This is a genomic window from Stenotrophomonas sp. C9D9, from assembly GCF_056491205.1.
On record NZ_JBSZIF010000004.1, the window covers coordinates 861,272 to 884,818 of the forward strand.

General features: G+C 68.0%; 14 protein-coding genes and 4 pseudogenes. 12 read left to right on the forward strand and 6 right to left on the reverse strand.

Features of this window, described 5'->3' with window-relative positions; genetic code table 11:
• Positions 1-887: 887 nt before the first annotated feature.
• The 3 genes from ACXI0D_RS09405 to ACXI0D_RS09415 all read left to right on the forward strand — a co-directional run bounded on the left by ACXI0D_RS09405 (position 888) and on the right by ACXI0D_RS09415 (position 3,880).
• Positions 888-2,309 (forward strand): DEAD/DEAH box helicase, encoded by a 1,422-nt coding sequence (locus tag ACXI0D_RS09405; protein ID WP_479642511.1) that lies wholly within the window; start codon positions 888-890, stop codon positions 2,307-2,309.
• Between the two features lie 229 nt (positions 2,310-2,538).
• Positions 2,539-3,162: a hypothetical protein gene (locus tag ACXI0D_RS09410; RefSeq protein WP_101764892.1), complete on the forward strand. Its 624-nt coding sequence runs from the start codon at positions 2,539-2,541 to the stop codon at positions 3,160-3,162.
• Positions 3,163-3,256: 94 nt separating this feature from the next.
• Positions 3,257-3,880: an outer membrane beta-barrel protein gene (locus tag ACXI0D_RS09415; RefSeq protein WP_119007500.1), complete on the forward strand. Its 624-nt coding sequence runs from the start codon at positions 3,257-3,259 to the stop codon at positions 3,878-3,880.
• A 137-nt stretch (positions 3,881-4,017) separates the two neighbouring features.
• On the opposite strand, the gene ACXI0D_RS09420 is transcribed toward ACXI0D_RS09415, so the two are convergent.
• Positions 4,018-6,612, reverse strand: coding sequence for a M14 family zinc carboxypeptidase (locus ACXI0D_RS09420; RefSeq protein WP_479642512.1), 2,595 nt, complete (start codon positions 6,610-6,612; stop codon positions 4,018-4,020).
• A gap of 74 nt (positions 6,613-6,686) precedes the next feature.
• A pseudogene (locus ACXI0D_RS09425) lies at positions 6,687-9,328 on the reverse strand (TonB-dependent receptor plug domain-containing protein).
• Between the two features lie 192 nt (positions 9,329-9,520).
• Between ACXI0D_RS09425 and queD the strand changes: the two are divergent.
• Both queD and ACXI0D_RS09435 read left to right on the forward strand, forming a co-directional pair.
• A pseudogene (queD, locus tag ACXI0D_RS09430) lies at positions 9,521-9,884 on the forward strand (6-carboxytetrahydropterin synthase QueD).
• A gap of 116 nt (positions 9,885-10,000) precedes the next feature.
• A complete protein-coding gene (locus ACXI0D_RS09435; RefSeq protein ID WP_014035870.1) occupies positions 10,001-10,348 on the forward strand; it encodes a phasin family protein in 348 nt (115 codons plus the stop codon).
• Between the two features lie 775 nt (positions 10,349-11,123).
• On the opposite strand, the pseudogene asnB reads toward ACXI0D_RS09435, so the two are convergent.
• Positions 11,124-13,027, reverse strand: a pseudogene (gene asnB / locus ACXI0D_RS09440) (asparagine synthase (glutamine-hydrolyzing)).
• A 349-nt stretch (positions 13,028-13,376) separates the two neighbouring features.
• Between asnB and ACXI0D_RS09445 the strand changes: the two are divergent.
• Both ACXI0D_RS09445 and ACXI0D_RS09450 read left to right on the forward strand, forming a co-directional pair.
• Positions 13,377-14,066 carry a winged helix-turn-helix domain-containing protein gene (locus ACXI0D_RS09445; protein WP_010484092.1) on the forward strand — a complete coding sequence of 230 codons (690 nt, stop codon included), beginning with the start codon at positions 13,377-13,379 and terminating at the stop codon, positions 14,064-14,066.
• Positions 14,063-15,408, forward strand: a pseudogene (locus tag ACXI0D_RS09450) (ATP-binding protein). The gene ACXI0D_RS09445 and the pseudogene ACXI0D_RS09450 overlap by 4 nt, the downstream one beginning before the upstream one ends.
• Here the strand turns inward: ACXI0D_RS09450 and ACXI0D_RS09455 are convergent.
• Both ACXI0D_RS09455 and ACXI0D_RS09460 read right to left on the reverse strand, forming a co-directional pair.
• Entirely contained in the window at positions 15,405-16,874 is a 1,470-nt protein-coding gene (locus tag ACXI0D_RS09455) for a sensor histidine kinase (RefSeq protein WP_458220750.1), read from the reverse strand. The pseudogene ACXI0D_RS09450 and the gene ACXI0D_RS09455 sit on opposite strands and share 4 nt — an antisense overlap.
• Positions 16,871-17,590 carry a response regulator transcription factor gene (locus ACXI0D_RS09460; RefSeq protein WP_014035866.1) on the reverse strand — a complete coding sequence of 240 codons (720 nt, stop codon included), beginning with the start codon at positions 17,588-17,590 and terminating at the stop codon, positions 16,871-16,873. Before ACXI0D_RS09460 ends, ACXI0D_RS09455 begins: the two co-directional genes overlap by 4 nt.
• A gap of 144 nt (positions 17,591-17,734) precedes the next feature.
• Here ACXI0D_RS09460 and msrB point away from each other — a divergent pair, with 144 nt between their 5' ends.
• The 5 genes from msrB to ACXI0D_RS09485 all read left to right on the forward strand — a co-directional run bounded on the left by msrB (position 17,735) and on the right by ACXI0D_RS09485 (position 22,727).
• Positions 17,735-18,307 carry a peptide-methionine (R)-S-oxide reductase MsrB gene (msrB, locus tag ACXI0D_RS09465; RefSeq protein WP_458220751.1) on the forward strand — a complete coding sequence of 191 codons (573 nt, stop codon included), beginning with the start codon at positions 17,735-17,737 and terminating at the stop codon, positions 18,305-18,307.
• 2 nt (positions 18,308-18,309) lie between these two features.
• Positions 18,310-20,079, forward strand: a complete 1,770-nt coding sequence (locus ACXI0D_RS09470; protein WP_458220752.1) for a cytochrome c biogenesis protein DipZ — start codon at positions 18,310-18,312, stop codon at positions 20,077-20,079.
• A 14-nt stretch (positions 20,080-20,093) separates the two neighbouring features.
• Positions 20,094-20,831: a peptide-methionine (S)-S-oxide reductase MsrA gene (gene msrA, locus ACXI0D_RS09475; RefSeq protein WP_458220753.1), complete on the forward strand. Its 738-nt coding sequence runs from the start codon at positions 20,094-20,096 to the stop codon at positions 20,829-20,831.
• 210 nt (positions 20,832-21,041) lie between these two features.
• Positions 21,042-22,490 (forward strand): aminotransferase-like domain-containing protein, encoded by a 1,449-nt coding sequence (locus tag ACXI0D_RS09480; RefSeq protein ID WP_458220754.1) that lies wholly within the window; start codon positions 21,042-21,044, stop codon positions 22,488-22,490.
• 39 nt (positions 22,491-22,529) lie between these two features.
• Positions 22,530-22,727, forward strand: coding sequence for a hypothetical protein (locus ACXI0D_RS09485; protein ID WP_119007509.1), 198 nt, complete (start codon positions 22,530-22,532; stop codon positions 22,725-22,727).
• A gap of 75 nt (positions 22,728-22,802) precedes the next feature.
• Here ACXI0D_RS09485 and bioD read toward each other — a convergent pair whose 3' ends face one another.
• Positions 22,803-23,486 carry a dethiobiotin synthase gene (gene bioD / locus ACXI0D_RS09490; RefSeq protein WP_119007510.1) on the reverse strand — a complete coding sequence of 228 codons (684 nt, stop codon included), beginning with the start codon at positions 23,484-23,486 and terminating at the stop codon, positions 22,803-22,805.
• Between the last annotated feature and the right edge of the window lie 61 nt (positions 23,487-23,547).

Here is a 23,547-nt window from a genome sequence, read left to right on the forward strand (position 1 = left end):
GGCAAACAAGTTTCAAGTGTAATCAAATCTACGGCGGCGCCAAGCTGCAGCGCGGCATCGGCCCACCCTACCGCAGGAGGGGGTTCGGCAGGGCTTGCAGCCCTGCACCTGCTTCAAGCCAAGGCAACAGCCGACGCAACAGCAACAGCGGACATTCCGTGGGATGGCGGGGTCCTGTGGGCTTGCGGGGACGCCGTAAACCCATCCATGGGGGCTTGGTCGCGGCATCCATGCCGCTCACACCCCGCAAACCCACAGGACCCCGCCTTCGACAGTAGGCCGGTGGCCAGTAGATCCACGCCATGCGTGGATGAAATCTGTCAGATATCGAATGAAACTCCGGGGTCAGATCCGTTTCGGGAGGAAAACGGATCTGACCCCAAGCCGTTCCGACAGATCGCGGAAAACTGTCGAAGGCGGGGTGGGTCCGGTGGCAGGGGCGTGAGCGGCATGGATGCCGCGACCGAGCCTACATGGACGTATTCACGGCGTCCCCTACCACCGGACCCACCCCGCCTACCCACAGGAACCCGGCTTTTGACGTTGCTCTGGCCTTGGCTCCGGCCCCTGCAGGTGCAGGGCGCAGCCCTGCAGAGAGACCCCCCTACCTGAACAGGCCTTTTTGCGTGAAGTCTCAAATATCGTTTAGACTTGCGGGGTCTGCAGCGGCCGTCCGTTTCCCTCCGGGATCGCCGGCGACCTGGGTCCGCCCTCTTCGCCCGCCCCCACTCCGACGCCGTTCGTCACGCATTCCAGCCTGCGCTTCGTGCCGGCTGCACCCAATTCTCGCAGCGCGGTTCACGGGAACGCTCCGAGTCAGCCGATCAGTTTGATCTGCCCCCGTCTGTCCGTTCGGACAGGCGTTTCTTGTACTTGGAGCAAACTCAATGTCTTTTGAATCGCTGGGCCTGGCGCCCTTCCTGCTGCGCGCGCTCGCCGAGCAGGGCTACGAAAACCCGACCCCGATCCAGCAGCAGGCGATCCCGCTGGCGCTGGCCGGTCGCGACCTGCTGGCGGGCGCACAGACCGGCACCGGCAAGACCGCTGCGTTCGGCCTGCCGCTGCTGCAGCACCTGGGCACCGCCTCGCAGGAAGTGCGCGCCGGCCCGCGCAAGCCGCGTGCGCTGATCCTGGCTCCGACCCGCGAGCTGGCGACCCAGGTGCATGACAGCCTGCGTGGCTACAGCAAGTACCTGCGCATCCCCAGCGCCTGCATCTACGGCGGCGTCGGCATGGGCAACCAGCTGGACATCCTGCGCCGTGGCGTGGACCTGCTGGTGGCCTGCCCGGGCCGCCTGATCGACCACCTTGAGCGTCGCAGCGTCGACCTGTCCGGCATCGAAGTGCTGATCCTGGACGAAGCCGACCGCATGCTCGACATGGGCTTCCTGCCGTCGATCAAGCGCATCCTGGCCAAGCTGCCGAAGCAGAACCGCCAGACCCTGCTGTTCTCGGCCACCTTCGAGGACAACATCCGCCAGCTGGCGCTGGAGTTCATGCGCAACCCGGAACAGATCCAGGTGACGCCGAAGAACACCGTGGCCGAGACCATCACCCACCGCGTGCACCCGGTCGATGGCAGCCGCAAGCGCGACCTGCTGCTGCACCTGCTGGCGCAGGACAGCCGCGAGCAGACCCTGGTCTTCGCCCGTACCAAGCACGGCAGCGACAAGCTGGCCACGTTCCTGGAAAAGTCCGGCATCAAGACCGCGGCGATCCACGGCAACAAGAGCCAGGGCCAGCGCCTGCGTGCGCTGGGTGACTTCAAGGCCGGCCGCGTGACCGTGCTGGTGGCCACCGACATCGCCGCGCGCGGCATCGACATCAACGAGCTGCCGAAGGTGATCAACTTCGACCTGCCGATGGTGGCCGAGGACTACGTGCACCGCATCGGCCGCACCGGCCGCAACGGTGCAACCGGCCAGGCGATTTCGCTGGTGGCGCAGGATGAAGTGAAGCTGCTGCGCGCGATCGTGCGCCTGCTGGGCCGCGACATGGACATCCGCGATGTGCCGGGCTTCGAGCTGCAGACGCCGATCCGCTGGGGCAACAGTGCGCCGGGCAAGGCCGAGCACGATACCGGCGAGCGCGCACCGCGCAAGAGCCACGCGCGCCGTCCGCACGGTGATGCGCCGCGCCACGCGCATGCCGGCCCGAAGAAGGCCGGTGGTGGCCGTCGCGAGGGCGGTGGCAATGGCCAGCAGCGTGCAGGTGCAGGCGCCGGTCAGGGCCAGCGTCGTGGCGGTGGTGGTAATGGTGGCGGCCGCGGCCGCGGCCAGGGCGGTAACGGCGGCGGTCGCGCCGGCTGATCCTCCGCACCTGCAACGCACGAAGGGGCGCAGCGCAAGCTGCGCCTTTTTTTTGCGCGTCAGGAATCAGGCACTTCCTGAATGTAGCGATACCCGCTGTCAACGTCGTCACGGGCGGCGTATACGTCGCGTGAAATTTCGCTAGACTCGGCCGGCGACACGACGTCGCAGCCGGGCCACGTCCCTGCACGTCCCGGTCTGGATGGCTATCTGATTAAGGACAAGCATGATGCGCAAGATTTTGCTGGTATCCACGCTGCTGCTCAGCGCTCCACTGACTGCCATGGCCAGCGACGGCATGAGCTACACGTACGTGGAAGGCGGCTGGAACCAGCTCCAGATCAGCTCCAATGCCCTCAACGATCCAAAGGCCGATGGTGGCTATGTACGTGGCTCCTTCGCCATCGCCGAACAGGTCAACGTGTTCGGTGGCTGGTCGCGCGTGACCGATACCACCCGCTACGCCTACTCCAGCGTCAAGACCACGTTCGACCAACCCCACCTGGGCATTGGCTACCACATGCCGATCAGCGAACGGCTGGACTTCACCGCCGACCTGGCATGGAACCGCCGCAGCGGCAAGGACGAAGTCAGCTTCGATGGCGTGACCTACACCAACAAGGCATCCGTCAATACCGCCGTCGGTAACGTCGGTCTTCGCGGCAAGCCTTCGGCAAAGACCGAAGCGTGGATCAAAGCAGGCTACATCGACGGAAACAACAACTTCGACGGCACCTGGACGGGCACCATCGGTGGCCAGGTCAGCTTCAACCGCACCTGGGGCGTGGTTGCCGAAGGCCAGTTCTACGACGACTTCGCCGAGTACCGTCTGGGCGTTCGCGCAAGCTTCTGATCGGAGCCTTTGTTCACCCGGTGACTGCACGGACTGGCGCTGCGGCATGGGCCGGCAATTCACCGCGCTCCCGCTTCACACAAGGACTTGAACGATGCGCAAGATGCTCCTGCCAACCTGCCTGCTGCTGGCGACACCGCTGCTGGCGTCGGCCAGCGATGAGCTCAGCTACACCTATGTGGAGGGTGGCTGGAACCGACTGAAGCTCGATGCCGGTAGCACCGCTGACTTCACCACAGATGGCGGCTATGCCCGCGGTTCGTTCGCGGTCACGCCACAGTTCCATGTAATCGCCGGCGCGTCACGCGTCAGCGGAAGTGACCGCCGGGGCGCTGCGCGGGTGAAAACCACGCTCGACGTTCCGTACCTGGGCTTGGGATATCACGCACCGATCAGCGACCGTCTGGACTTCACCAGCGAGTTTGCCTGGAATCACCGTTCGGCGACGTCGGACTACCGCCTCGGCGATGCACGTTCCCGCCAGACCTCTCGATTCAACGAGGTAGTGGGCATGGTGGGTGTGCGCAGCAGGTTCACCGAGCAGATCGAAGGCTGGCTGAAGGGCGGCTACGCCAATGGCGGTGACGGGCAGGATGCCCGCTGGTACGGCGTGGTGGGCGGACAGCTGAACTTCACCGATAGGTGGGGGGTGGTACTGGAAGGCCAGTTCGACAAGGACACATCCGAGTACAGGGCGGGCGTACGCGCCAGCTTCTAGTTGCTGCCCGCTGTGCGGGGGCGTGGCCTAGGAACGTTGTCTACGCCTCGCCCCTCTTTTGCCAGTTTTCCGCATGGTCCTGGAGTGAACGGTTGACGCGGCGCAGGCGCAGGGGTGTGGAGCCTGCGCCAAACGCCTCACCCCCGCGCCTTACTCGGATTCACCAGATTCCCGAAGAAGATCGCGTTGATCAGCAACCGATCCGTCCCGTGCCAGTACTTGCGATGCGCCGGGTCATCGGCAAACAGCACCACGTTGCCCTGCCCCTGCGCCGACACCAGCAGCCACGCGCTGCCCGCCACCCGCGTGCGATTGCGCTCGGACAGATAGCCATTCACCCGCGGTGGCGTGTCGATGCGTACCACCGTCGAGAACGGGTTCGCGCTTGGCTGCAGCGTCACCGTGTTCTCCTTGTTGATCGCCAGCTGCCGGCGTGGCACGCCAAATGCCAGCGGATGGCTGGTATCCACGTCGGCACTGAGGATGTTGCCGCTGACCCGCTCGATCGCGGCGATGTCGCGCTGGTCGCCGAACGCACGGCGGCTCTCGTCAGCTGCATCTTCTTCCTTGCCGAGCTTCTCGCCGTCGGCCAGCTTCTGTTCGATCGCCCACTTCGAGGCACTGCCGTAGGTCACCAGTGAACCACCGGCCTGCACCCAGCGCTTCAGTGCAGCCACCGCCGTGGCATCGACGCCGGTGTAGGTGCCACCGGACAGCACGATCGTGGTGTAGCGGTCCAGCGGCGCCTTGCCCAGCTGCAAGGGATCCAGCTTGCTGGCCGGCAACCGCAGCTGCTGGTCCAACAGGAACCAGGCCGAGCCGATCTCGGTGGCGGCCACGCCCTCACCCATCACCAGCGCAACCGCGGGTTTGCGCAGCGCTTTGACGCCATCACTGCCGAGGTCGATGCCCTCGCGGCTGCGGCCGCTGGACAGCGCGTGCACCTGCACGCCGGCAGCACGCGCGGCGGACGTCACTGCTTCAAGCAACGCCGTGCCCTGCAGTGGTTGCCCGGCCACCGGAATCACCAGGCTGCCGGCGGCGAAGCTGACCTCGCCCTGCGTGGTCGCGGTGGTGAACGGCTGGAATGCCGCGCGTGCAATCACGCCCTTGCCTTGCAGCGCGGCCAGCGCGCGCCCGGCGTTGTAGTCGCGCCAGTCGATCGCGTACGCGAATCCAGCCTGGCCACCCAGCACCGCGCCCTGTTCCGCCGGCAGCGCGGCCACGCGTGCGCCGCCATCGATACGGCTGCGGCTACCGGCGAAGGCCACGCCGTAGGCCGGTGCGATCGCGTAGCTGGTGCTGCCGTAGAACACATCGCCCTTGATCGGCGGCGTCTCGGCAAAGATCGAATGCACCAGGCGGAACTGCGCCTGCTGCACCGGCACCACGTAGGCACTGCCGGCATCGAAACGCTGGCCATCGACAGTGACGGCACGATCCAGCGCGCGCACCTCGATGCGATGCAGCAGCAACAGTTCCAGCAGGCGGCGGGTCAGTGCCGGATCATGCGCATCGCCAAACACGAAGCTCTTCACCGGCTGCTGTGCGGCCTGCTTCAGCGCGCTCTGGAAGAACTGCTTCTGCAGATCGAACAGGCCGCTGCGCTCGGTCACTGCACCACGCACCGTGCCCAGCCCGGTTGCGACCTGGTTGCGGATGGTGAACGGGAAGGTCAGCAGGCCATTCACCGATTCCTGCACGCGGCCGCGCGAGCTGGCCTGCTCGACGGTAACGCCGACAGCGCCATGGAAGTCCGGGTAGGTGGAGCCGTAGACCGGCGAGAAGTTGTCGAAGTTCTCGCCGGTGTAGTACAGCGAGCCCAGCGCATCCAACGCCTGCGCGTGGTACTTGGCCAGGGTCTTGTTGAATTCATACGACGCCGCCGGAATCAGCGGGCTGTGCATGCTCTTCGGCGACGGTTCGAAGTAGTAGGTGCTGTCCTTTCCCATCTCGTGGAAATCGATCTGCACGTTCGGGTACCACTGGTGGAACACCTCCACCTTCGGCCGCGAGTCCTGCTGGGTCAGGGCCAGCCAGTCGCGGTTGAGATCGGTGAAGTAGTGGTTGGTGCGGCCCTGCGGGAACGGCTCGACGTGTTCCTTGTCGGCCGGGTCGGCCGAGGCCGGATCGGAGGCCCACGCGTTGTGCCAGTTGGTGGCGCGATCGCGGCCGTCCGGGTTCTGCGCCGGGTCGAACAGCACCACCGCCTGCTGCAGCCACTGCTGGGTTTCGGCGCTGCGGTTGGCTACCAGATAGTACGCCGTCAGCATCGCCGCCTCGGCACTGGAGGTCTCGTTGCCGTGCACGCTGTAGCCCAGCCACACCACCACCGGGCTGTCGCCCGCCGCGCTGCGCGGCTGTGCCGGATCGGCCAGGGTCGCGTGCTGCTGGCGGATCTGCTCCAGCCGCGCATGATTGCCCGCAGCAGTGACGGTGGCGATCAGCAGCGGACGGCCTTCATAGCTGCGGCCGATCTCGCGCACGCTGATCTTGTCCGAGCGTTTCGCCAGTTCCTGGAAGTACGCCACCAGCTGGTCGTGCCGGGTGTAACGGCTGCCGATCGGATAGCCGAGGAACTGTTCCGGCGTGGGCACGGCGGTATCGAACGCCGCTGCGTCGGCCACCTGCGGAAAGAAGTAGGCGCTCTGTGCCTGCACCGGCTGCGATGGAAACAGTGCGGTGGCGGCGGCGATCAGCAGCGGAAGAACGGCACGACGATGCAAGGACACGGTGACTCCCCTGGAACACAACGGCAGGCGGTCGCGCGGCCGGCCCCCTGGGGAGGCCGGCCGCAGCGGGTGGATCAGAAGCGGTAGTCGAAGCCGAGCGTGAAGTAGCGGCCACGCAGGTCGTACTGGCTGAAGTCGTACGGCGCGCGGATGCCCGGGAACGAGGCGTCGTACGGCGGCGTCTTGTCGGCCAGGTTCTGCACCTTGGCATACACGGTCAGCTTGTCGATGCCGGTGTAGGCCAGGTACAGGTCGTACTGGCTGTAGCTGCCGACGCGCTGCTGCACGGCCTTGGCGGCGGTGCTGGCTTCCTGGCGGTAGCCGCTGGTGTAGTACCAGGTCACCGCTGCGTTGAAGTCGCCGTACTTCCAGTCCAGCGTGGTGGTGGCCTTGTCCTTGGGCAGGGTCGCACCGAGGTTGCTGCCGGCGTAGTCGACCAGCGGGCCGCCGACCACGGTCGGGCGACGGTAGTCGCGCACGTGGGTGTAGGCCGAGGACACGGTGAAGTCGCCCAGCGCAGCGGTCGGGATGCGCTGGCGCAGCTCGACGTCGATGCCCGAGGTCTTCAGCTCGCTCAGGTTCTGGTAGCGGTTGTAGACCGCCTGCAGCTTGCCGCGCTCGTCGCGCTGCACGGCGCCGGCCACGTTGTCGTTGACCAGGGTCTGGGTGTTGTTGGTGCCGACCAGGTTGTCCAGCTGGATGCGGTAGTAGTCCACGCTCAGGTTGGTGTTGGCCCACGGCGACAGCACCACGCCGAAGTTCACGCTCCTGGTGCGCTCGGGCTTCAGTTCGTTGTTGCCAACGATGAAGAAGGTCGGGTTCTGGCGCGAGCCCGGCACATCCGGATCACGCGGATCGACCACGCTGCCGTAGGCGATGCTGGTGCTGTTGGAGTTTTCCGACAGCGACGGTGCGCGGAAGCCCTTCGACGCCGAGGCACGCACCAGCAGGAAGTCGAGCGGCTGCCAGCGAAGGCCGATCTTCGGCGAGAACGCATCGCCGAAATCATCGTAGTGATCGGCACGCGCGGCGGCGGACAGCTCCAGGGTCGACGCCAGCGGCACGTTCACTTCGGCGTAGGCGGCGCTGACCTGGCGCTGGCCATGTACTTCGGCGATGGCCGGGCGCACCTGCAGGCCGGCATCGATCTGCCACGGGTTGTTGGAATCGAGCTTCTCGCGGCGCCACTCGGCACCAGCGGCGAAACCAATTTCGCCGGCCCAGATGTGGCCGAGGCTTCCGGAAATCTTCGCGTCGACGCCCTGCAGCTTGGACTCGGCCGGGCGCAGCGTGGCGATGTTGATCGAATCACGTACCGACTGCGGCGTGGCCGCCGGGTTCAGCAGGTTGTAGCTGCCGGTGGCCAGTGCGTTGGCCAGCGCCCAGCGGTTGGCGAAGCCGCCGGACACACTCTCGCGCTCGCTGCTGGCGCGCACCGAATGCGGCCACTTCCCAGTCCCAGTTGGCAGTGGTGCCGCGCAGGCCGAACACGCCGCGATAGGCGGTGGAGCGGTTGGTCTTGATCGTGCCGCCGAGGTCGAAGAAGGTGTATTCGATCGGGATCGCGCGACCGTACGGGTTGTACGGATTGTTGGCCGGCAGCAGCGATGACACCGGCTCGGCCAGGCCGCTGTCTGCGTTCAAGGCGAAGCGGCCACTTTCCAGGGTGAAGAACGGGCTGCTGCCGAACCACGCGGCGCTCTTGATCTGGCTGTACAGCACTTCGCCGAAGGCTTCGACATTGTCGTTCAGGCGGAAGGTGCCGTTGGCATAGGCCTGGTAGCGCTTGGTCGAGGGGATCAGCGTGGTGAACAGGTGCCTGGTTGAAACCACAGGTGTCGCCGGCCAGGCCGTCGATCGGCGCGCTGGCGACGCGGGTGGTACCGGTCGGGCAGTTGCCGTTGGCGTCGAGCATCGGCACCGACACGCCGTTGACCAGATAGCGCGCGCCCTTGGCCGACCAGCCGTTCCAGCGGCCACCCGGCGCATCGGTGTAGATGCCGCTCTTGGTCAGGTTGCGCTCGTCCTGGTCCAGGCGCTCGCGGTTGTAGCCCTGCAGGCTGAAGAGGATGTTGTAGCCATCGGTATCGAGATCACCGAGGCCGCCGACGAACTTCAGGTTCTGCTCGTGCAGGCCGCCCTGGTCGGCACCGCCGAAGCTGCCGCCGATCTCGGCGCCTTCGAAGTTCTGCCGGGTGATGATGTTGACCACGCCGGCCACGGCGTCGGAGCCGTACACCGCGGAGGCGCCGTCCTTGAGCACTTCGATGCGCTCGACCGCAACCAGCGGCAGCGCGTTGAGATCGACGAAGGTGTCGGACAGGCCACCGGCCGGGAAGCCGTAGTTGGCCAGGCGGCGGCCGTTGAGCAGCACCAGCGTGTTCTTCTGCGACAGGCCACGCAGGCCGATGCCGGCCGAGCCGGAGGCCCAACCGTTGTTGGTGGTTTCGTTGCTTGCGTTGCCGGTGTTGGCCGAGATCGAACGCAGCACATCGGCCACGGTGGCCTTGCCGGTCTGTTCCAGCTGCTGGCGACCGATCACCTGCACCGGGTTGGAGGCCTCGGTATCGGTGCGCTTGATGTTGGAACCGGTGACGCGCACGGCGGCCAGGGTGCTGGCTTCGCCACTGGCGTCGGCGGAGGTTTCGGCGGCGGCGGACAAAGGCGCGGCCAGAGCGACGGCCAGGGCCGCCACGAGCAGGGTGTGCTTGGGCATGACGATGTGGGGGAGGTGGTAAGGGCGACGAAGTTCCGCAGTAGTCCATGCCTGGCCGTGGTCCGGCCAATAACATCTCTTCATACGGATATAAGAGAAGCTATCATCTCTTCATCCGGATGAAAAGACTTTCTTCACGAAAGCCCAACCTCCGCTCAGGCTGCCCGGCGGCCTGCGGCGTACAATCGCGGCATGGAAATCTTCAAAGTCTTCATGCTCGAGGCGGCGCACCGCCTCCCCAACGTGCCGCCGGGGCACAAGTGCGCGCGCCTGCACGGCCACTCGTTCCGGGTGGAACTGAAGGTTCGAGGGCGAACCCGGCGCGCAGACCGGCTGGATCATGGACTTCGGTGACGTGAAGGCGGCCTTCCAGCCGATCTACGACCGCCTGGACCATCACTACCTCAATGACATCCCCGGCCTGGAGAACCCGACCAGCGAGAACCTGGCGGTGTGGATCTGGAACGAGCTCAAGCCGAGCCTGCCGGCGCTGAGCGAGATCACCGTGCACGAAACCTGCACGTCGGGGTGCCGTTACCGCGGCCCGGCGGCCTGATCAACCCATTGATCTGAAAGGTTTTTCAAAGGCGTCTTGGGCGCCTTTGTTATTTTTGTTGCATTGCCGCATCAAGGGCGTATGCTGCATTGCATCAAGCCACTCCCTGATGCCCCATGGCCGCCGCCTTCAGCGATCGCTTCAGTGATGCCACCCGCCAGCTCGCCGCCGCGGCAACGCGTGCGAACCGGTTGGCGTTGGAGAACGCGGAAAGCATGTTCGGCGTGCAGCTGAAGGTGATGGAGCGCAACCTGACCGCGACCGGCGGTTGGCTGGGTGAACTGGCCCGCGGCGAGGATGCGGCCGGGACGCTCTCCAAGGGTGCGCAGCTGTGGCAGGACAACCTGCAGCGGCTGGGCCAGGCCCAGCAGGACGTGGTCGGTCTCGGCCTGCAGGCCAGCAAGGCCTGGTCCGAACTGGTGCAGGGCTACAACGAATCAACGGCGGACGCGAACAACCACTGACGCGACGCAACGCTCATTGCGTGGGTCCCTCCCCCCACGCAATCCGGACCCGGCAGATCCCTCCCTCTGCCGGGTCTTTTTTTGCCTGGCGTCTGGATTGAGGAGCGCTTCTTCGTCTGGACTCTCTGCGAACTGATGGGCCCCGCCGGGGTGGGCAGGGGTCTGGGCAAATGTCCCCCGGCGCCGGCCGTTGGCCGTCACCTCCTCCTTTACTTTGCCCAGACCCCTGCCCACCCCGACGAGGCTCGGCGTGCGGTGAGGAGAGCGCAACGCGCGCGGGCGACTTTCAAGGAGGCGCCGACGAACTCCGAACGCAGGGCGGAGGCCCTTGCGTACGAAGTAAAGGGGGAGGTGACGGCCAACGGCCGGCGCCGGAGGACATTCGTACGCAAGGGCCTCCGCCCGGCGCCACGCAGAACACACCGCCACAAGCGCGTCTTCGACCGGGTTCGCCGCGAACTGATGGGCCCCGCCGGGGTGGGCAGGGGCCTGGGCAAATGTCCCCCGGCGCCGGCCGTTGGCCGTCACCTCCTCCTTTACTTTGCCCAGACCCCTGCCCGCCCCGACGAGGCTCGGCTTGCGGTGAGGAGAGCGCAACGCGCGCGGGCGACTTTCAACGAGGCGCCGACGAACTCCGAACGCAGGGCGGAGGCCCTTGCGTACGAAGTAAAGGGGGAGGCGACGGCCAACGGCCGGCGCCGGAGGACATTCGTACGCAAGGGCATCCGCCCTGCGCCACGCAGAATGAACCCGCCGCACGCGATGCAGGAACGGCTCAGCGCCCGCGACCACCGTGCCAATGCTGGTGCCACGCCTGGAACATCAGCACGTTCCACAGGTGCGTGTGCCACTTGCGCTCGCCACGCAGGAACGCCTCCCAGATGCCACGCACGCGCGCCACATCGAAGCAGCCCTGGTTGCGCAGCAGCTGCGGGTCCAGCAGCGCCTCCGCCCAGTCGCGCAGCGGACCGGCCAGCCAGCGCGCCATCGGCGGACCGAAACCGCGCTTGGGGCGATACACCAGCGGTTCCGGCAGGTAGCGCGCCAGCAGGTGCTTCAGAATCCGCTTGTGCTCGCCATCGTGGTACTTCAGGTGCTGCGGCAGCCGCCAGGCCAGGCGCACCACCTCCATGTCCAGCAGCGGCGCACGGGTTTCAACGCCCGCCGCCATGCCCGCGCGATCAACCTTGGCCAGGATGCCCTCGGCCAGGTCCATGCGGAAATCCAACAGCTGGATGCGCGCCTCGGCCGGCAGCGCCGTGTCCTGCTGCTGGAAGATCGTCACCGGCTCACGCGCGCCCAGCACCACCTGCGCCGGTTGCCGCCAGCGGGTCACGCGCTGCAGGTAATGACCTTCCACATCGTTGGCAGCCACCTCGGCCACCAGTGCGCGCCAGCCACCGAGGCGGCCGCGTTCGACATTCATGCGGTTGCCGCTGCGCCGCGCCAGGTCGCGTACCCAGTCCGGCAGGCCACCACACAGGCGCGCATTGCGCAGCGCGCGGCCATAGCTGGGGTGGCCGAAGAACAGTTCATCGCCACCGTCACCGGTCAGTGCAACCGGCTTGCGCGCCCCCAGCAGTTCACTGGCCAGCAGCGTCGGCAGCTGCCAGGCGTCGGCGAAGGGCTCGCACCAGACTTGCGGCAGGCGCTGCAGCAGGTCCAGGCCCTGGCGCGCGTCCATCCGGTGCAGGTGGTGCTGCACACCCAGGTGGCGCGCGACCTGCGACGCCCAGTCGCTCTCGTCATGCCCCGGATCGTCGAAGCCGACCGTCCACGCCTCGATCGGCAGGGTCGATTGTGCCTGCATCATCGCCGTCACCAGCGAGGAGTCGGTGCCGCCGGAAAGGAACGCGCCGCACGCCAGGGGCGAGTGCATGCGTGAAGCGATGGCCTTCTGCAGTACCGCTTCGAGCTGGTCGGTGGCCTGTTCCAGGCTCGGCGCCGGCTGCAGCGGCTCCTGCAGTGCACTCTGCATCGCGTCGCGTGCGCACCAGTAGCGCGTCCCCCCCTGCGCGGCCTGGCTGGAGCAACCCGCGGCATGGTCGCTGAGATCGATGCGCAGCATCGCGCCCGCCACCAGCTTGTGGATGCCACGGGTAGATGGTGTGCGGCGCCGGCACATAGTCATGGCGCAGCAGCAGGCTCAGCGCATCCTGGCTGATGCTCGGCGCGAAACCGGCGAAGGCCTGCAGCGCCTTCAACTCGGAGGCGAACAGGAACTGGCCCTGGTACCAGCCGTAATGCAGTGGACGCTCGCCCACCGGATCACGGGCCAGCCACAGCACGCGCCGACTCGCGGTCCCAGACACTGAAGCCGAACGCACCTTCGATACGGGACAGTGCCCGCTGCACGCCCCGATTCGACGATCGCCTGCAGCAGCAGCCGTGAATCGCTGCAGCTGCGGGGCAGATCGCGCAGCTGCGCCTGCAGGTCGCTGCGGTTGTACAGGCGGCCGTCCAGGCACAGCACGTAGCGACCGCAGTCCGAGCTCAGCGGCTGCAACGGCGTATCGGTCGCGCCCGGCAATGGCCCAGCGCGAGGCCGGCCTCGGCGTCGGTCCAGTAGCCGATGCGGCCACGCCCACGCTGCTGCAGGGCGCGCAGCATCGGGGCCAGCTGCTGCAGCAGCTGCTCGTCCTCGGCGGGCGGCAGCCAGGCCCCGACCACGCCGCTCATCGGAAGCCTCCGCACTGGCAGCGGCGGGACGGGTTCGGCAGGCAGGGGGCGGCGGGCGACATGGGGACGGCACGCGGAGCGGAGGAGACTCCATGCTCGGCCCCGGGCTGCGCGGCGTCAGTCGCTTTGCTGTCAGCGATCGTCACCAGCCGTATCACGAAGGTAACGTTTTGTAACAGCAACAGGCTATGCTGGACGCCAAGTTGTTGCCGGGACTGAGACCCGGCCCGTGCGCCAGCAACCCCGGCTGAATGGCGCCCGCCCCCGGGACCCGGGCGGCCCGAAGGCTGGGATAGCATCGCCGCGCTCGTGCCGTGGCGGTACGTTTGCGCCCACGGAGGCCTTGGAAATGCTGGATATCGTACTGGTCGAAGACGATGCCCGCCTGGGAACGATGGTCAGCGACTACCTGCAACGGCATGGCTACCAGGTGGCCCACGAGCGCAGCGGCGAGCGCGCAGTGGCCCGGATCCTGGCCGAAAAGCCGGCCCTGGTGCTGCTCGATGTCGGCCTGCCCGACCAGGATGGTTTCGAAGTGTGTCGGCAGATCCGGCCCCACTATGACGGCATCATCTGCGTGCTGACCGCCCGCACCGACAACATCGACCAGGTGCTGGGCCTGGAACTGGGGGCCGACGATTACATCGGCAAACCCATCGAACCGCGGGTGCTGCTGGCCCGGCTGCGTGCCCACCTGCGCCGCCATCGCCGGGTCGAGCCGCGTGACGGCAGCCTGCGCTTCGGCGAGCTGAACATCGACCCGTCCACCCGTAACGTGCACCTGCAGGGCGGCCTGCTGGAGCTGACCACCGCCGAGTTCGACCTGCTGTTCCTGCTGGCCAGCAACGCCGGCCAGATCCTGGACCGCGACGCGCTGCTGCGCGGCCTGCGTGGCATCGCCTTCGACGGCCTGGACCGTTCGATCGACGCCCGCATCTCGCGCCTGCGCCGCAAGCTGGGCGACAACCCCGAGCAGCCGGAACGGATCAAGACCGTCCGTGGCCGCGGCTACCTGTTCAGCCGCTCGGCATGGGGATGAAGCGCACGCCTTCGGCGATGCGCGGCCACGCCTTCCACTTCCTGCGCTACGGCATCGGTTTCCTGGTCGCCCACCTGTTGTTGATCGTGCTGGGCCTGTGGGCCTGGGACGCCTTGCTGGAAGACCGCACGGAAGCCGGTCTGCAGGCCGAGATGCGCGGCACCCATGCGCTGCTGCAGCACCGCTTCGCCGAAACCCCGCGCGAGCAGTGGCCGGCACTGGCGCGCGAACTCGACGCCGATTTCGCCTACGCGCTGCGCATGGTGCCGCTGGCCGAGGCGGTGAAGGAGCTGCCGGCCAGCCAGCGCCCGCCGTTCAACAACGGCCGCGTGCAGATCGACCTGGAGCACATGCGCAGCCTGCAGCGGATCGGCGACAGCGACTACGCCGTGATGCTGGGCCCGTTGGACGAAGCGCTGCCGGATGAAGGCTGGCAGGACAGCGAAGTGTCCGGCGTGGCGATCCTGCTGCTGATCCTGATGGTGGCGGTGGCACTGCCGATGTACGTGATGGTCTACGGCTGTGGCGCGACGTCTCGCAGCTGGCCCAGGCGGCGCGGCAGATGCGCGACGGCCAGCTGGATACCCGCGCGCCGCGCGCCGGTACCGCGCTGGTGCGGCCGTTGGCCAACGCCTTCAACCACATGGCCGAGCAGCTGCAGCAGCTGCTGGAAAGCCAGCGCGTGCTGGCCCAGGCGGTGGCGCACGAGGTGCGCACGCCGTTGGCACGGATGCGTTTCGGCCTGGCCGACCTGGAAGACACCGCGCTCGACGATGTGCAGCGCGATGCGCTGGGCGGGCTGCGCACCGATGTCGATCGGCTGCAGCACCTGACCGATGCCGGCGTCGAATACGCCGCACTGGGCCGCTGCCATCAGCTGACCCGCCAGCGCCTGCAGCTGGCGGCGCTGGTGCGCGGCGTGGTGGCCCAGTTCGCACCGTTGCCGATGCCGGTGCAACAGGTGCTGTCGCCGGTGGGCCTGGTCAACGTCAACCGGCACATGCTGGAGCTGGCGCTGCGCAACCTGCTCGGCAATGCACTGCGTTACGCACGCCGGCAGATCCGTATTGCCAGCACGGTCAATGACGGCTGGCTGTGCGTGCAGGTGGAGGACGACGGCCCCGGCATCGCGCCGGAACTGCGCGGCCAGGTACTGCAGCCCTATGTCCGGCTGGACCCGGGCAGCCCCGGTTTCGGCCTTGGCCTGGCGCTGGTGCAGGTGGTCGCCGACAAGCATGGTGGCCACGTCGAGGTGACCGATTCGGAGTTGGGCGGTGCCTGTATCCGCCTGCACCTGCCGCTGGAATCCGGCGGCACCGTCGAGTGCGAAGCGGCCTGCTAGGCCGCCGGTTCCGCACGCGGCAAGGCAAACACGAACAGCGCGCCACGCTCGCTGTCGCGCAGTTCGATGTGGCGGCCGTGCAGCTGCACGATGCGCTGCACGATCAACAGGCCCAAGCCACCGTTCTCCCCGCGCCGAGCCCCCAGCGCGGCCGGTGCCTGGAACAGCTGGGTACGCAGCGCTGGCGCCACGCCGGGGCCGTCATCGGCCACGCTGACCTCCACGCTGTCGGGGGTCGCGCGCAGGCGCACCTCGATCTGGCCACCGTCGGGCGCATGCCGCAGCGCGTTGTCGAGCAGATTGGTCAGTACCCGCTCGACCAGGCCCAGGTCGGCGCGGACCAGCGGCAGGCCGGGCGGAAACGCCGCGTGCAGCTGCTGGCCGCGCGCCTGTGCCGCCAGTTCGAACTTCTGCAGCACGTCCTGCAGCAGCTCCGGCAGCGCGAACACCTCCCACTCCAGCCGCACTTCGCCGTGCTCCAGCCGCGCCAGCTCGAACAGCGCGCGTGCCAGCCGGCCGACCTTGGCGCTCTGCGCCAGCGCAATGCCGAGATAGCGGCGGCGCTCGTCCGGTGACAGCGTGGCGTCCTTCAACGCCAGCGTTTCCAGGTAGCCATGCAGCGACGACAACGGCGTGCGCAGGTCGTGCGAGATGTTGGCGACCAGCTCACGGCGCTGCAGGTCCTGCTGGCGCAGCTGCTGCCACTGCTCGCCCAGCCGCTGCGCCATCTGCGCGTGCGCATGTTCGAGGATCACCAGTTCGTCGCGCTCACCGGGGCGCAGCGGCTCCGGCGGCGGCAGTGGCGTGGGCGCATCGATGTCGAAGGCCTGGATCCGCCGGGTCAGCCGCCGCAACGGGCGCGTCACCCAGTAGAACGCCACCAGCCCGGCAAACAGGCCGAGGCCGCCGACCAGCACCACCGACCACAGCGTGGTGTTCCACTGGCTGCCGGCGGCAAGATCATCGGAGAGCATCTGCCGGTGCTCGCCGACCAGCACCACGTATACATAGCCAGCCGGCCGGCCCTGCACGATCAATGGTGCGGCGCTGAACACCTTGCGGCCGTCCGCGCTGCGCGGGTCATCGCCGAGGATCGGCAGCGGCGCACCGGCCAGCAGGCGTCGCAACGGCGCCACGTCCACCCGGTTGCGCACCAGATGTCCACTGGGTGCATCGTGGCCGAGGATGCGGCCCTGGTCGTCCAGCAGGTAGACCTCGACGCTGGGGTTGACCGCCATCAGCTGGCCGAACAGTGCGCGCACCGCGGCATCGCGCATGCCGCTGGTGTCCATCAGCTCGCTGCGCTGGGCGATGTGCTCGGCCAGGCCCAGCGACAACCGCTGTACCACCTCCTGCTCGTGGCGGGTGTTGGCACGCATCTGCAGTGCCAGCAGCGCCATGCAGCACATCAGCATCAGCGCGGCGGTCACCACCGCCAGCTTCTGCCACAGGTTGGGCTTGATCATGCCGCCGCCCCGGCCGGGTCGACCAGCTTGTAGCCGCGGCCCCACACCGTCAGCAGCCGCCGTGGGTTGGCCGGGTCGGGTTCGATCTTGCTGCGCAGGCGGTTGATGTGGGTGTTGACCGTGTGCTCGTAGCCATCGTGCTGGTAGCCCCAGACCTGGTTGAGCAGTTCCATGCGCGCGAACACCTGGTCCGGATGACGGGCGAAGAACAACAGCAGATCGAACTCGCGCGGGGTCAGCTCCAGCGCGTTGCCATCCACCGAGGCCGTGCGCGCGACCGGATCGAGCTGCAGCCCACCCAGCTCGATCGCGCCGGCATCGATGCGTGCGCTCTGCGCCATCGCCTCGGCGCGTCGCAGCAGCGCGCGCACCCGTGCCACCAGTTCCGGCATCGAGAAGGGTTTTGCCAGGTAATCGTCCGCGCCCAGTTCCAGGCCGACGATGCGCTGCGTTTCGCTGCCGCGCGCGCTGATGATGATGATCGGTACATAGCGCGCCATCGCGCGTGCACGCTGGCACACCTGCAGCCCATCCACGCCGGGCAGCATCACGTCCAGCACCAGCGCATCCCACGGGCCGTCCTGCTCGAGCAGGCGCAGGCCGGCATCGCCGCTGGCGGCATGGGCGACGTCGTAACCCTCATCGCCCAGATGCATGCGCAGCAGGTCGGCGATGTGGGCATCGTCTTCAACGATCAGCACGCGTTTGGTGGACATCGGCAGCTCGGGGCCAGTGGGGAGGCTGGCTGCATTGTGGCGCGGGACGGCCGCCGATACCTCACGAAAAATTGAATCCTGCGTGAGGATTCGTTGACCCGGGCGGGCGCAGCATGGCCCCGTCGCCCCTTCCCGGAGTCCGCCATGTCCCTCTCCCGCCGCCATCTGCTGGGCCTGGGCGGTGTTGCCACCGCCGCCGGGCTGCTCGGCCTGGGGGCGTGCAGCCGCGCCGCCCCGGCCGCCGCCGAAGCGCGTCCGTCGCGACAGTTCGAGGTCATGCACAGTGATGCCGAGTGGCGCCAGCGCCTGACCCCGGCGCAGTACGCGGTGCTGCGCCAGCAGGCCACCGAACGGCCGTGGAGCAGCCCGCTCAACAAGGAACACCGGCAGGGCACCTTTGCCTGCGCCGGCTGTGCACTGCCGCTGTTCTCCTCCTCCACCAAGTTCGAGAGCGGCACCGGCTGGCCCAGCTTCTGGGCGCCGCTCCACAACGCCATCGGCGAAGACCGCGACGTCACCTTCGGGATGCTGCGGGTGGAGGTGCATTGCCGCCGCTGCGGCGGCCATCTCGGCCATGTGTTCAACGATGGGCCACGCCCGACCGGGCTGCGCTACTGCATGAACGGTGCGGCGATGGTGTTCGTTCCCGGTGCCACTGATGGCACTGCCGAGGGCTGGCGGGTACCGGTCGGTTCTTCCACTGCTTCCGGAGCCTGACCATGCTGCTGTTGCTGCTTGCCTACCTCGGGGGCGCACTGACCCTGCTCAGCCCCTGCATCCTGCCGGTGCTGCCGTTCGTGTTCGCGCGTGCCGACCGTCCGTTCCTGCGCAGCACGCTGCCGCTGCTGCTGGGCATGGCGCTCACCTTCACCGTGGTCGCCAGCCTGGCCGCGGTGGGCAGCCAATGGGTGGCGCAGGCCAACCAGGTGGGACGCTGGATCGCCCTGCTGCTGATGGCGCTGTTCGCGATCGCCCTGCTCTGGCCACGGCTGGCCGACCACCTGATGGCACCGTTCCAGCGCGTGGGTGCCCGCCTGAGCGCACGCGCCGATGCGGCGGATGCCGCGGGGCACGGCGGCGCGTGGACCTCGCTGCTGATCGGCATCGCCACGGGTCTGCTGTGGGCACCGTGCGCCGGGCCGATCCTTGGCCTGGTGCTGACCGGCGCCGCCCTGCATGGCGCCAGCGTCGGCACCACTGCGCTGCTGCTGGCCTATGCGCTGGGTGCGATCACCGCACTGGCGCTGGCGGTATGGATCGGCGGCCGCGTGTTCCGCGCGATGCAGGCGCGGCTCGGCCTCGGCGATGTCCTGCGCAAGGTACTGGGTGTGGCCGCGCTGCTGGCCGTGGTGGCGATCGGCCTCGGCTGGGATACCGGCCTGCTGACCCGCTTGTCCACGGTCAGCACCGCGCGAATCGAGCAAAGCCTGCTGGATGCGGTACCCGGCGCGCAGCCGGCGGCACCGCCGATGATGATGATGGCTGGCGCCAATGCCGGTGCCGATGCACCGCTGCCGGTGGAGGGCACCCTGCCCGCGCTGGACGGCGCCACTGGCTGGCTCAACAGCCCGCCGCTGAGTGCACAGCAGCTGCGCGGCAAGGTGGTGCTGGTCGATTTCTGGACTTATTCCTGCATCAACTGCCTGCGCGCGATGCCGTTCGTGCACGAATGGGAGCGACGCTACCGCGACCACGGCCTGGTGGTGGTCGGCGTGCACACGCCGGAGTTCGCCTTCGAGCGCGACCCACGCAACGTGATGAAGGCGGTGCAGCAGCTGAAGGTCGAGTACCCGGTGGCGCTCGACAACCAGTACACGATCTGGCGCGCCTTCAACAACCGCTACTGGCCGGCACAATACTTCGTCGACGCGCAGGGCAACATCCGCGGCCACCAGTTCGGCGAGGGCAACTATGCGCGCTCGGAACAGATGATCCGTCGCCTGCTGGCCGAAGCCGGGCAGACGAATCTGCCGCCACCGGCCGATCCCGCTGCCGCCGACCTGAAGGGCGTGGCCGTGCAGGCCGACATGGGCAACCTGCGTTCGCCGGAAACCTACCTGGGCCACGCCCGCGCCGAGCAGTTCGCCTCGCCCGGCGGGCAGCGCAGCGACGCCGCGTTCGACTACACGCTGCCGGCCACCCTGGCGTTGAACCAATGGGGACTGTCCGGGCGCTGGACCGTCACCGACGAGGCCGCACAGCTGCACCAAGCCGGTGGCCGCATCGCCTTCCAGTTCCACGCACGCGACCTGCACCTGGTGCTGGCACCGAGCGAGGACGGCAAGCCGGTGCGCTTCCGCGTCTGGCTGGACGGCAAGCCGCTGCCCGTCGCTGATGCCGGCAGTGATGTCGGCACCGATGGCAGCGGCGTGGTCGACGAGCACCGCCTGTACCAGCTGGTCCGCCAGCGCGGCACGGTCGGCCCGCACCGCTTCGAGATCGAATTCCTCGATGCGGGCGTGCAGGCCTATGCCTTCACCTTCGGTTGAACCGGGAGGACACCATGAAACTCTCCTTTGAACAGGGCATCGCCGCCGGTGTCGCCGGATTGGTGGCTGCCGCATTGATCACCGGCGTGCTGCTGGTCGACCACAGCGCGGTCGCGGCACCGGTCGAGGCCAGCGCGCAGGTCAAGACGCTACCTGCGCCCAGCGGCGACGCCGCGTTCCGCGATGACGCCACCCATGCCAGCGTGGTGTTCGCCGGTGGTTGCTTCTGGGGCGTGCAGGGCGTGTTCCAGCACGTCAAGGGCGTGAGCAATGCGGTGTCCGGCTACATCGGTGGCAGCGCTGCCAATGCGCGCTACGAGCGTGTCAGCAGCGGCCAGACTGGTCATGCCGAAGCGGTGAAGATCGACTACGACCCGCGCCAGGTCAGCTACGGCCAGCTGATGCAGGTGTTCTTCTCGGTGGTGCACGACCCGACCCAGCTCGATCGGCAGGGCCCGGACCACGGCAGCCAGTACCGCTCGGCGATCTTCAGTGACGATGTACGCCAGCAGGCGGCCAGCCGCGCCTACATCGCCCAGCTCGGCCAGGCCGGCAGCTACCGCGCACCGATCGTCACCCAGCTGGTCAGCGGCCAGCGCTTCTACCCGGCCGAGAGCTACCACCAGAACTACATGAGCAACTACCCGCAGGCGGCCTACATCCGCTACTACGACGCACCGAAGCTGGCCGCGCTGGGCAAGCAGTTCCCGGCGCTGTACCGGCGCGACGCGGCGCTGGTGCCGATGCGCTGACGCCCGGGTGGTGCCGGCCGTTGGCCGGCAACCGCGCCGTTCCGGATCTGGGGATTGCCGGCCAGCGGCCGGCACTACCTGAAAAAAAGACGCACGGCCATCCAGCCGTGCGCTTGGGAAGTATCGGCCGTGCCCCGATCAGGCCCGGCCGACAACGACATGCTAGGCTCGCCATCATCATGGGTACAGCACCAGATGGCGGGAACTTCGATGGATACAGATGACCAGAGCGCGATGATCCCACCCCGCTACCAACGGCTGTCCGACGAACTGGCCGAGGCCATCCACGGCGGACGCCTTCCGGTCGGCAGCCGCCTGCCTTCGCTGCGGCAGATGGCCCTGCAGCGCAGGCTCAGCCTGAACACGGTGATTGCCGCCTATCGCCAGCTGGAGGACGCCGGCCTGGTCATTCCGCGGCCCAAAGCCGGCTTCGAGGTGGCGCCGCGATTGTCGGTGCCGGAGCGTTCGCTGCGTGATACCCCGTCCGCACCCACCGCGCCGCTGCAGCAGGTGTTGATGGCGCGCGTGCTGGAGGCACAACGTCGCCCCGGAGTGATCGACCTGGCCTTCGCCGGTCCGCGCGGGCGCCAGTTCTATCCGGGCGCGCAGCTGGCCCGGCATACCGCGCAGGTGCTGCGCCACGGCCAGCAGACGGTGGAGACCTACGCGCGCCCCAACGGCTCGCCACGGCTGCTGGCACAGATCGTGCGGCGTGGGCCACGCATGGGCCTGCATACCCACAGCGAACGCCTGCTGCTGACCCATGGTGCGATGGAGGCCCTGCAGCTGGCGCTGCGCGCGGTCACCCAGCCCGGTGATGCGGTGGGCATCGAGGCGCCGTCTTACTTCAACCTGTACCCCCTGCTCGCCAACCTCGGCCTGCAGGCCATCGAGCTGCCCACCCATCCGCAGCACGGCCTGGATGTGGATGCGCTGGATGCGCTGCTGGAACACACGCCGCTGGCCGCGCTGGTGGTGATGCCGACCGTGCACAACCCGCTGGGCTGCACCATGCCGACCGCCGCCAAGCAGCGCCTGGCCGAGCTGGTCAACGCACGGCAACTGCCGCTGATCGAGGATGCGGTGTACGCCGAGCTGCAGTTCTGCGAACCGCCGGCGCCGTTGCTGAAAGCCTTCGATCGCGACGGCTGGGTGATGGTGGTCGGAGGTTTCTCGAAGACACTGGCACCGGACTACCGCATCGGCTGGCTGGATGGCGGCCGCTTCGCCGAGCGCATCGCGCTGCTGAAATTCCAGTCCACCGGTGGCGAGCCTCAACTGCTCGGCGATGCGGTGGCGGCGTATCTGGAAGCTGGCAGCTACGAGCACCACCTGCACCGCATGCGCCGGCTGTATCGCGAACAGGTGGGACGGCTGCGCCAGCTGGTGGCCGAACACTTCCCGATAGGCACCCGCGCCACCGAACCGCAGGGCGGCTTCCTGCTGTGGCTGGAACTGCCCGGCGTGGATACACGCGAGCTGTTCGAGCGTGCATTGCAGGAGGACATCGTGTTCATGCCCGGCCAGGTGTATTCACGTGGCGCGCGCTACCGCCACTGCCTGCGGCTGTCGTGCTGCCAGACGCTGGATGCGCGCTTCATCGGCGCGGTGGAGCGGCTGGGTGCGATCGCGCGGGAGCTGGCAGCTGCAGAACGGTAGTGCCGGCCGCTGGCCGGCAATCCCGGGATCGCCGGGTGGATGCAGTTGCCGGCCAGCGGCCGGCACTACCCAGGATCACTCAAGCAGGTGCACGCCCAGCGCCGCGTGTATTCGCGCGGCGCGCGCTACCGCCACTGCCTGCGGCTGTCGTGCTGCCAGACGCTGGATGCGCGCTTCATCGGCGCGGTGGAGCGGCTGGGTGCGATCGCGCGGGAGCTGGCGGCTGCAGCACGGTAGTGCCGGCCGCTGGCCGGCAATCTTGGGAGCGCCGGGTGGATGCAGTTGCCGGCCAGCGGCCGGCACTACCCAGGATCAATCGAGCAGATGCGCCGACAGCGCTTCGCCTTTCGCACCCGGCAGATGCGGCAGCCGTCCCCAGCACGGCATCGGCAGGCGCTGCTGCAACGTGGCGATGTTCTCGTCCTGGCGCTGCATCGCCGGGTCGATGTGGTTGCCGATCCAGCCCAGGCACTCCACGCCGCTTGCCTGCAGCGACTGCGCAGTCAGCCGTGCGTGGTTGACGCAGCCCAGCCGCATGCCCACCACCAGCAGCACCGGCAGCCGCAGTGCACGTACCAGGTCCAGCTGGTCCAGCGTGGCCGAGACCGGCGCCAGCCAGCCGCCAACGCCCTCCACCACCACGACATCGGCCTGCGCGCGCATTCGTGCGAACGCGGCCACGATCGGCGCCAGCTCCACCTGCACGCCATCCTCGGCAGCGGCCAGCTCCGGTGCCAGCGGCTGCCGCAGCGCATACGGGTTCAGGTCGGCATAGTCCGGCACCGGCCAGCTGGCGGCCTGCAGGGCCAGCGCGTCTTCGTTGCGCAGGCCCTGCCCCAGGTCTTCGCTGCCGCTGGCCACCGGCTTCATGCCCACCGCGCGCAGGCCGCGCCGGCGCAGCGCATGCAGCAGCGCGGTGCTGGCCGCGGTCTTGCCGATCTCGGTATCGGTGCCGGTGACGAACAGGGCGGGCGGCAGCGTAGCGGGCAATGGCATCGATGGGCTCCAACGGGACGACAGAGCGTGCATTATCGCCGGCCCGGCGTGCTTGCTAGAC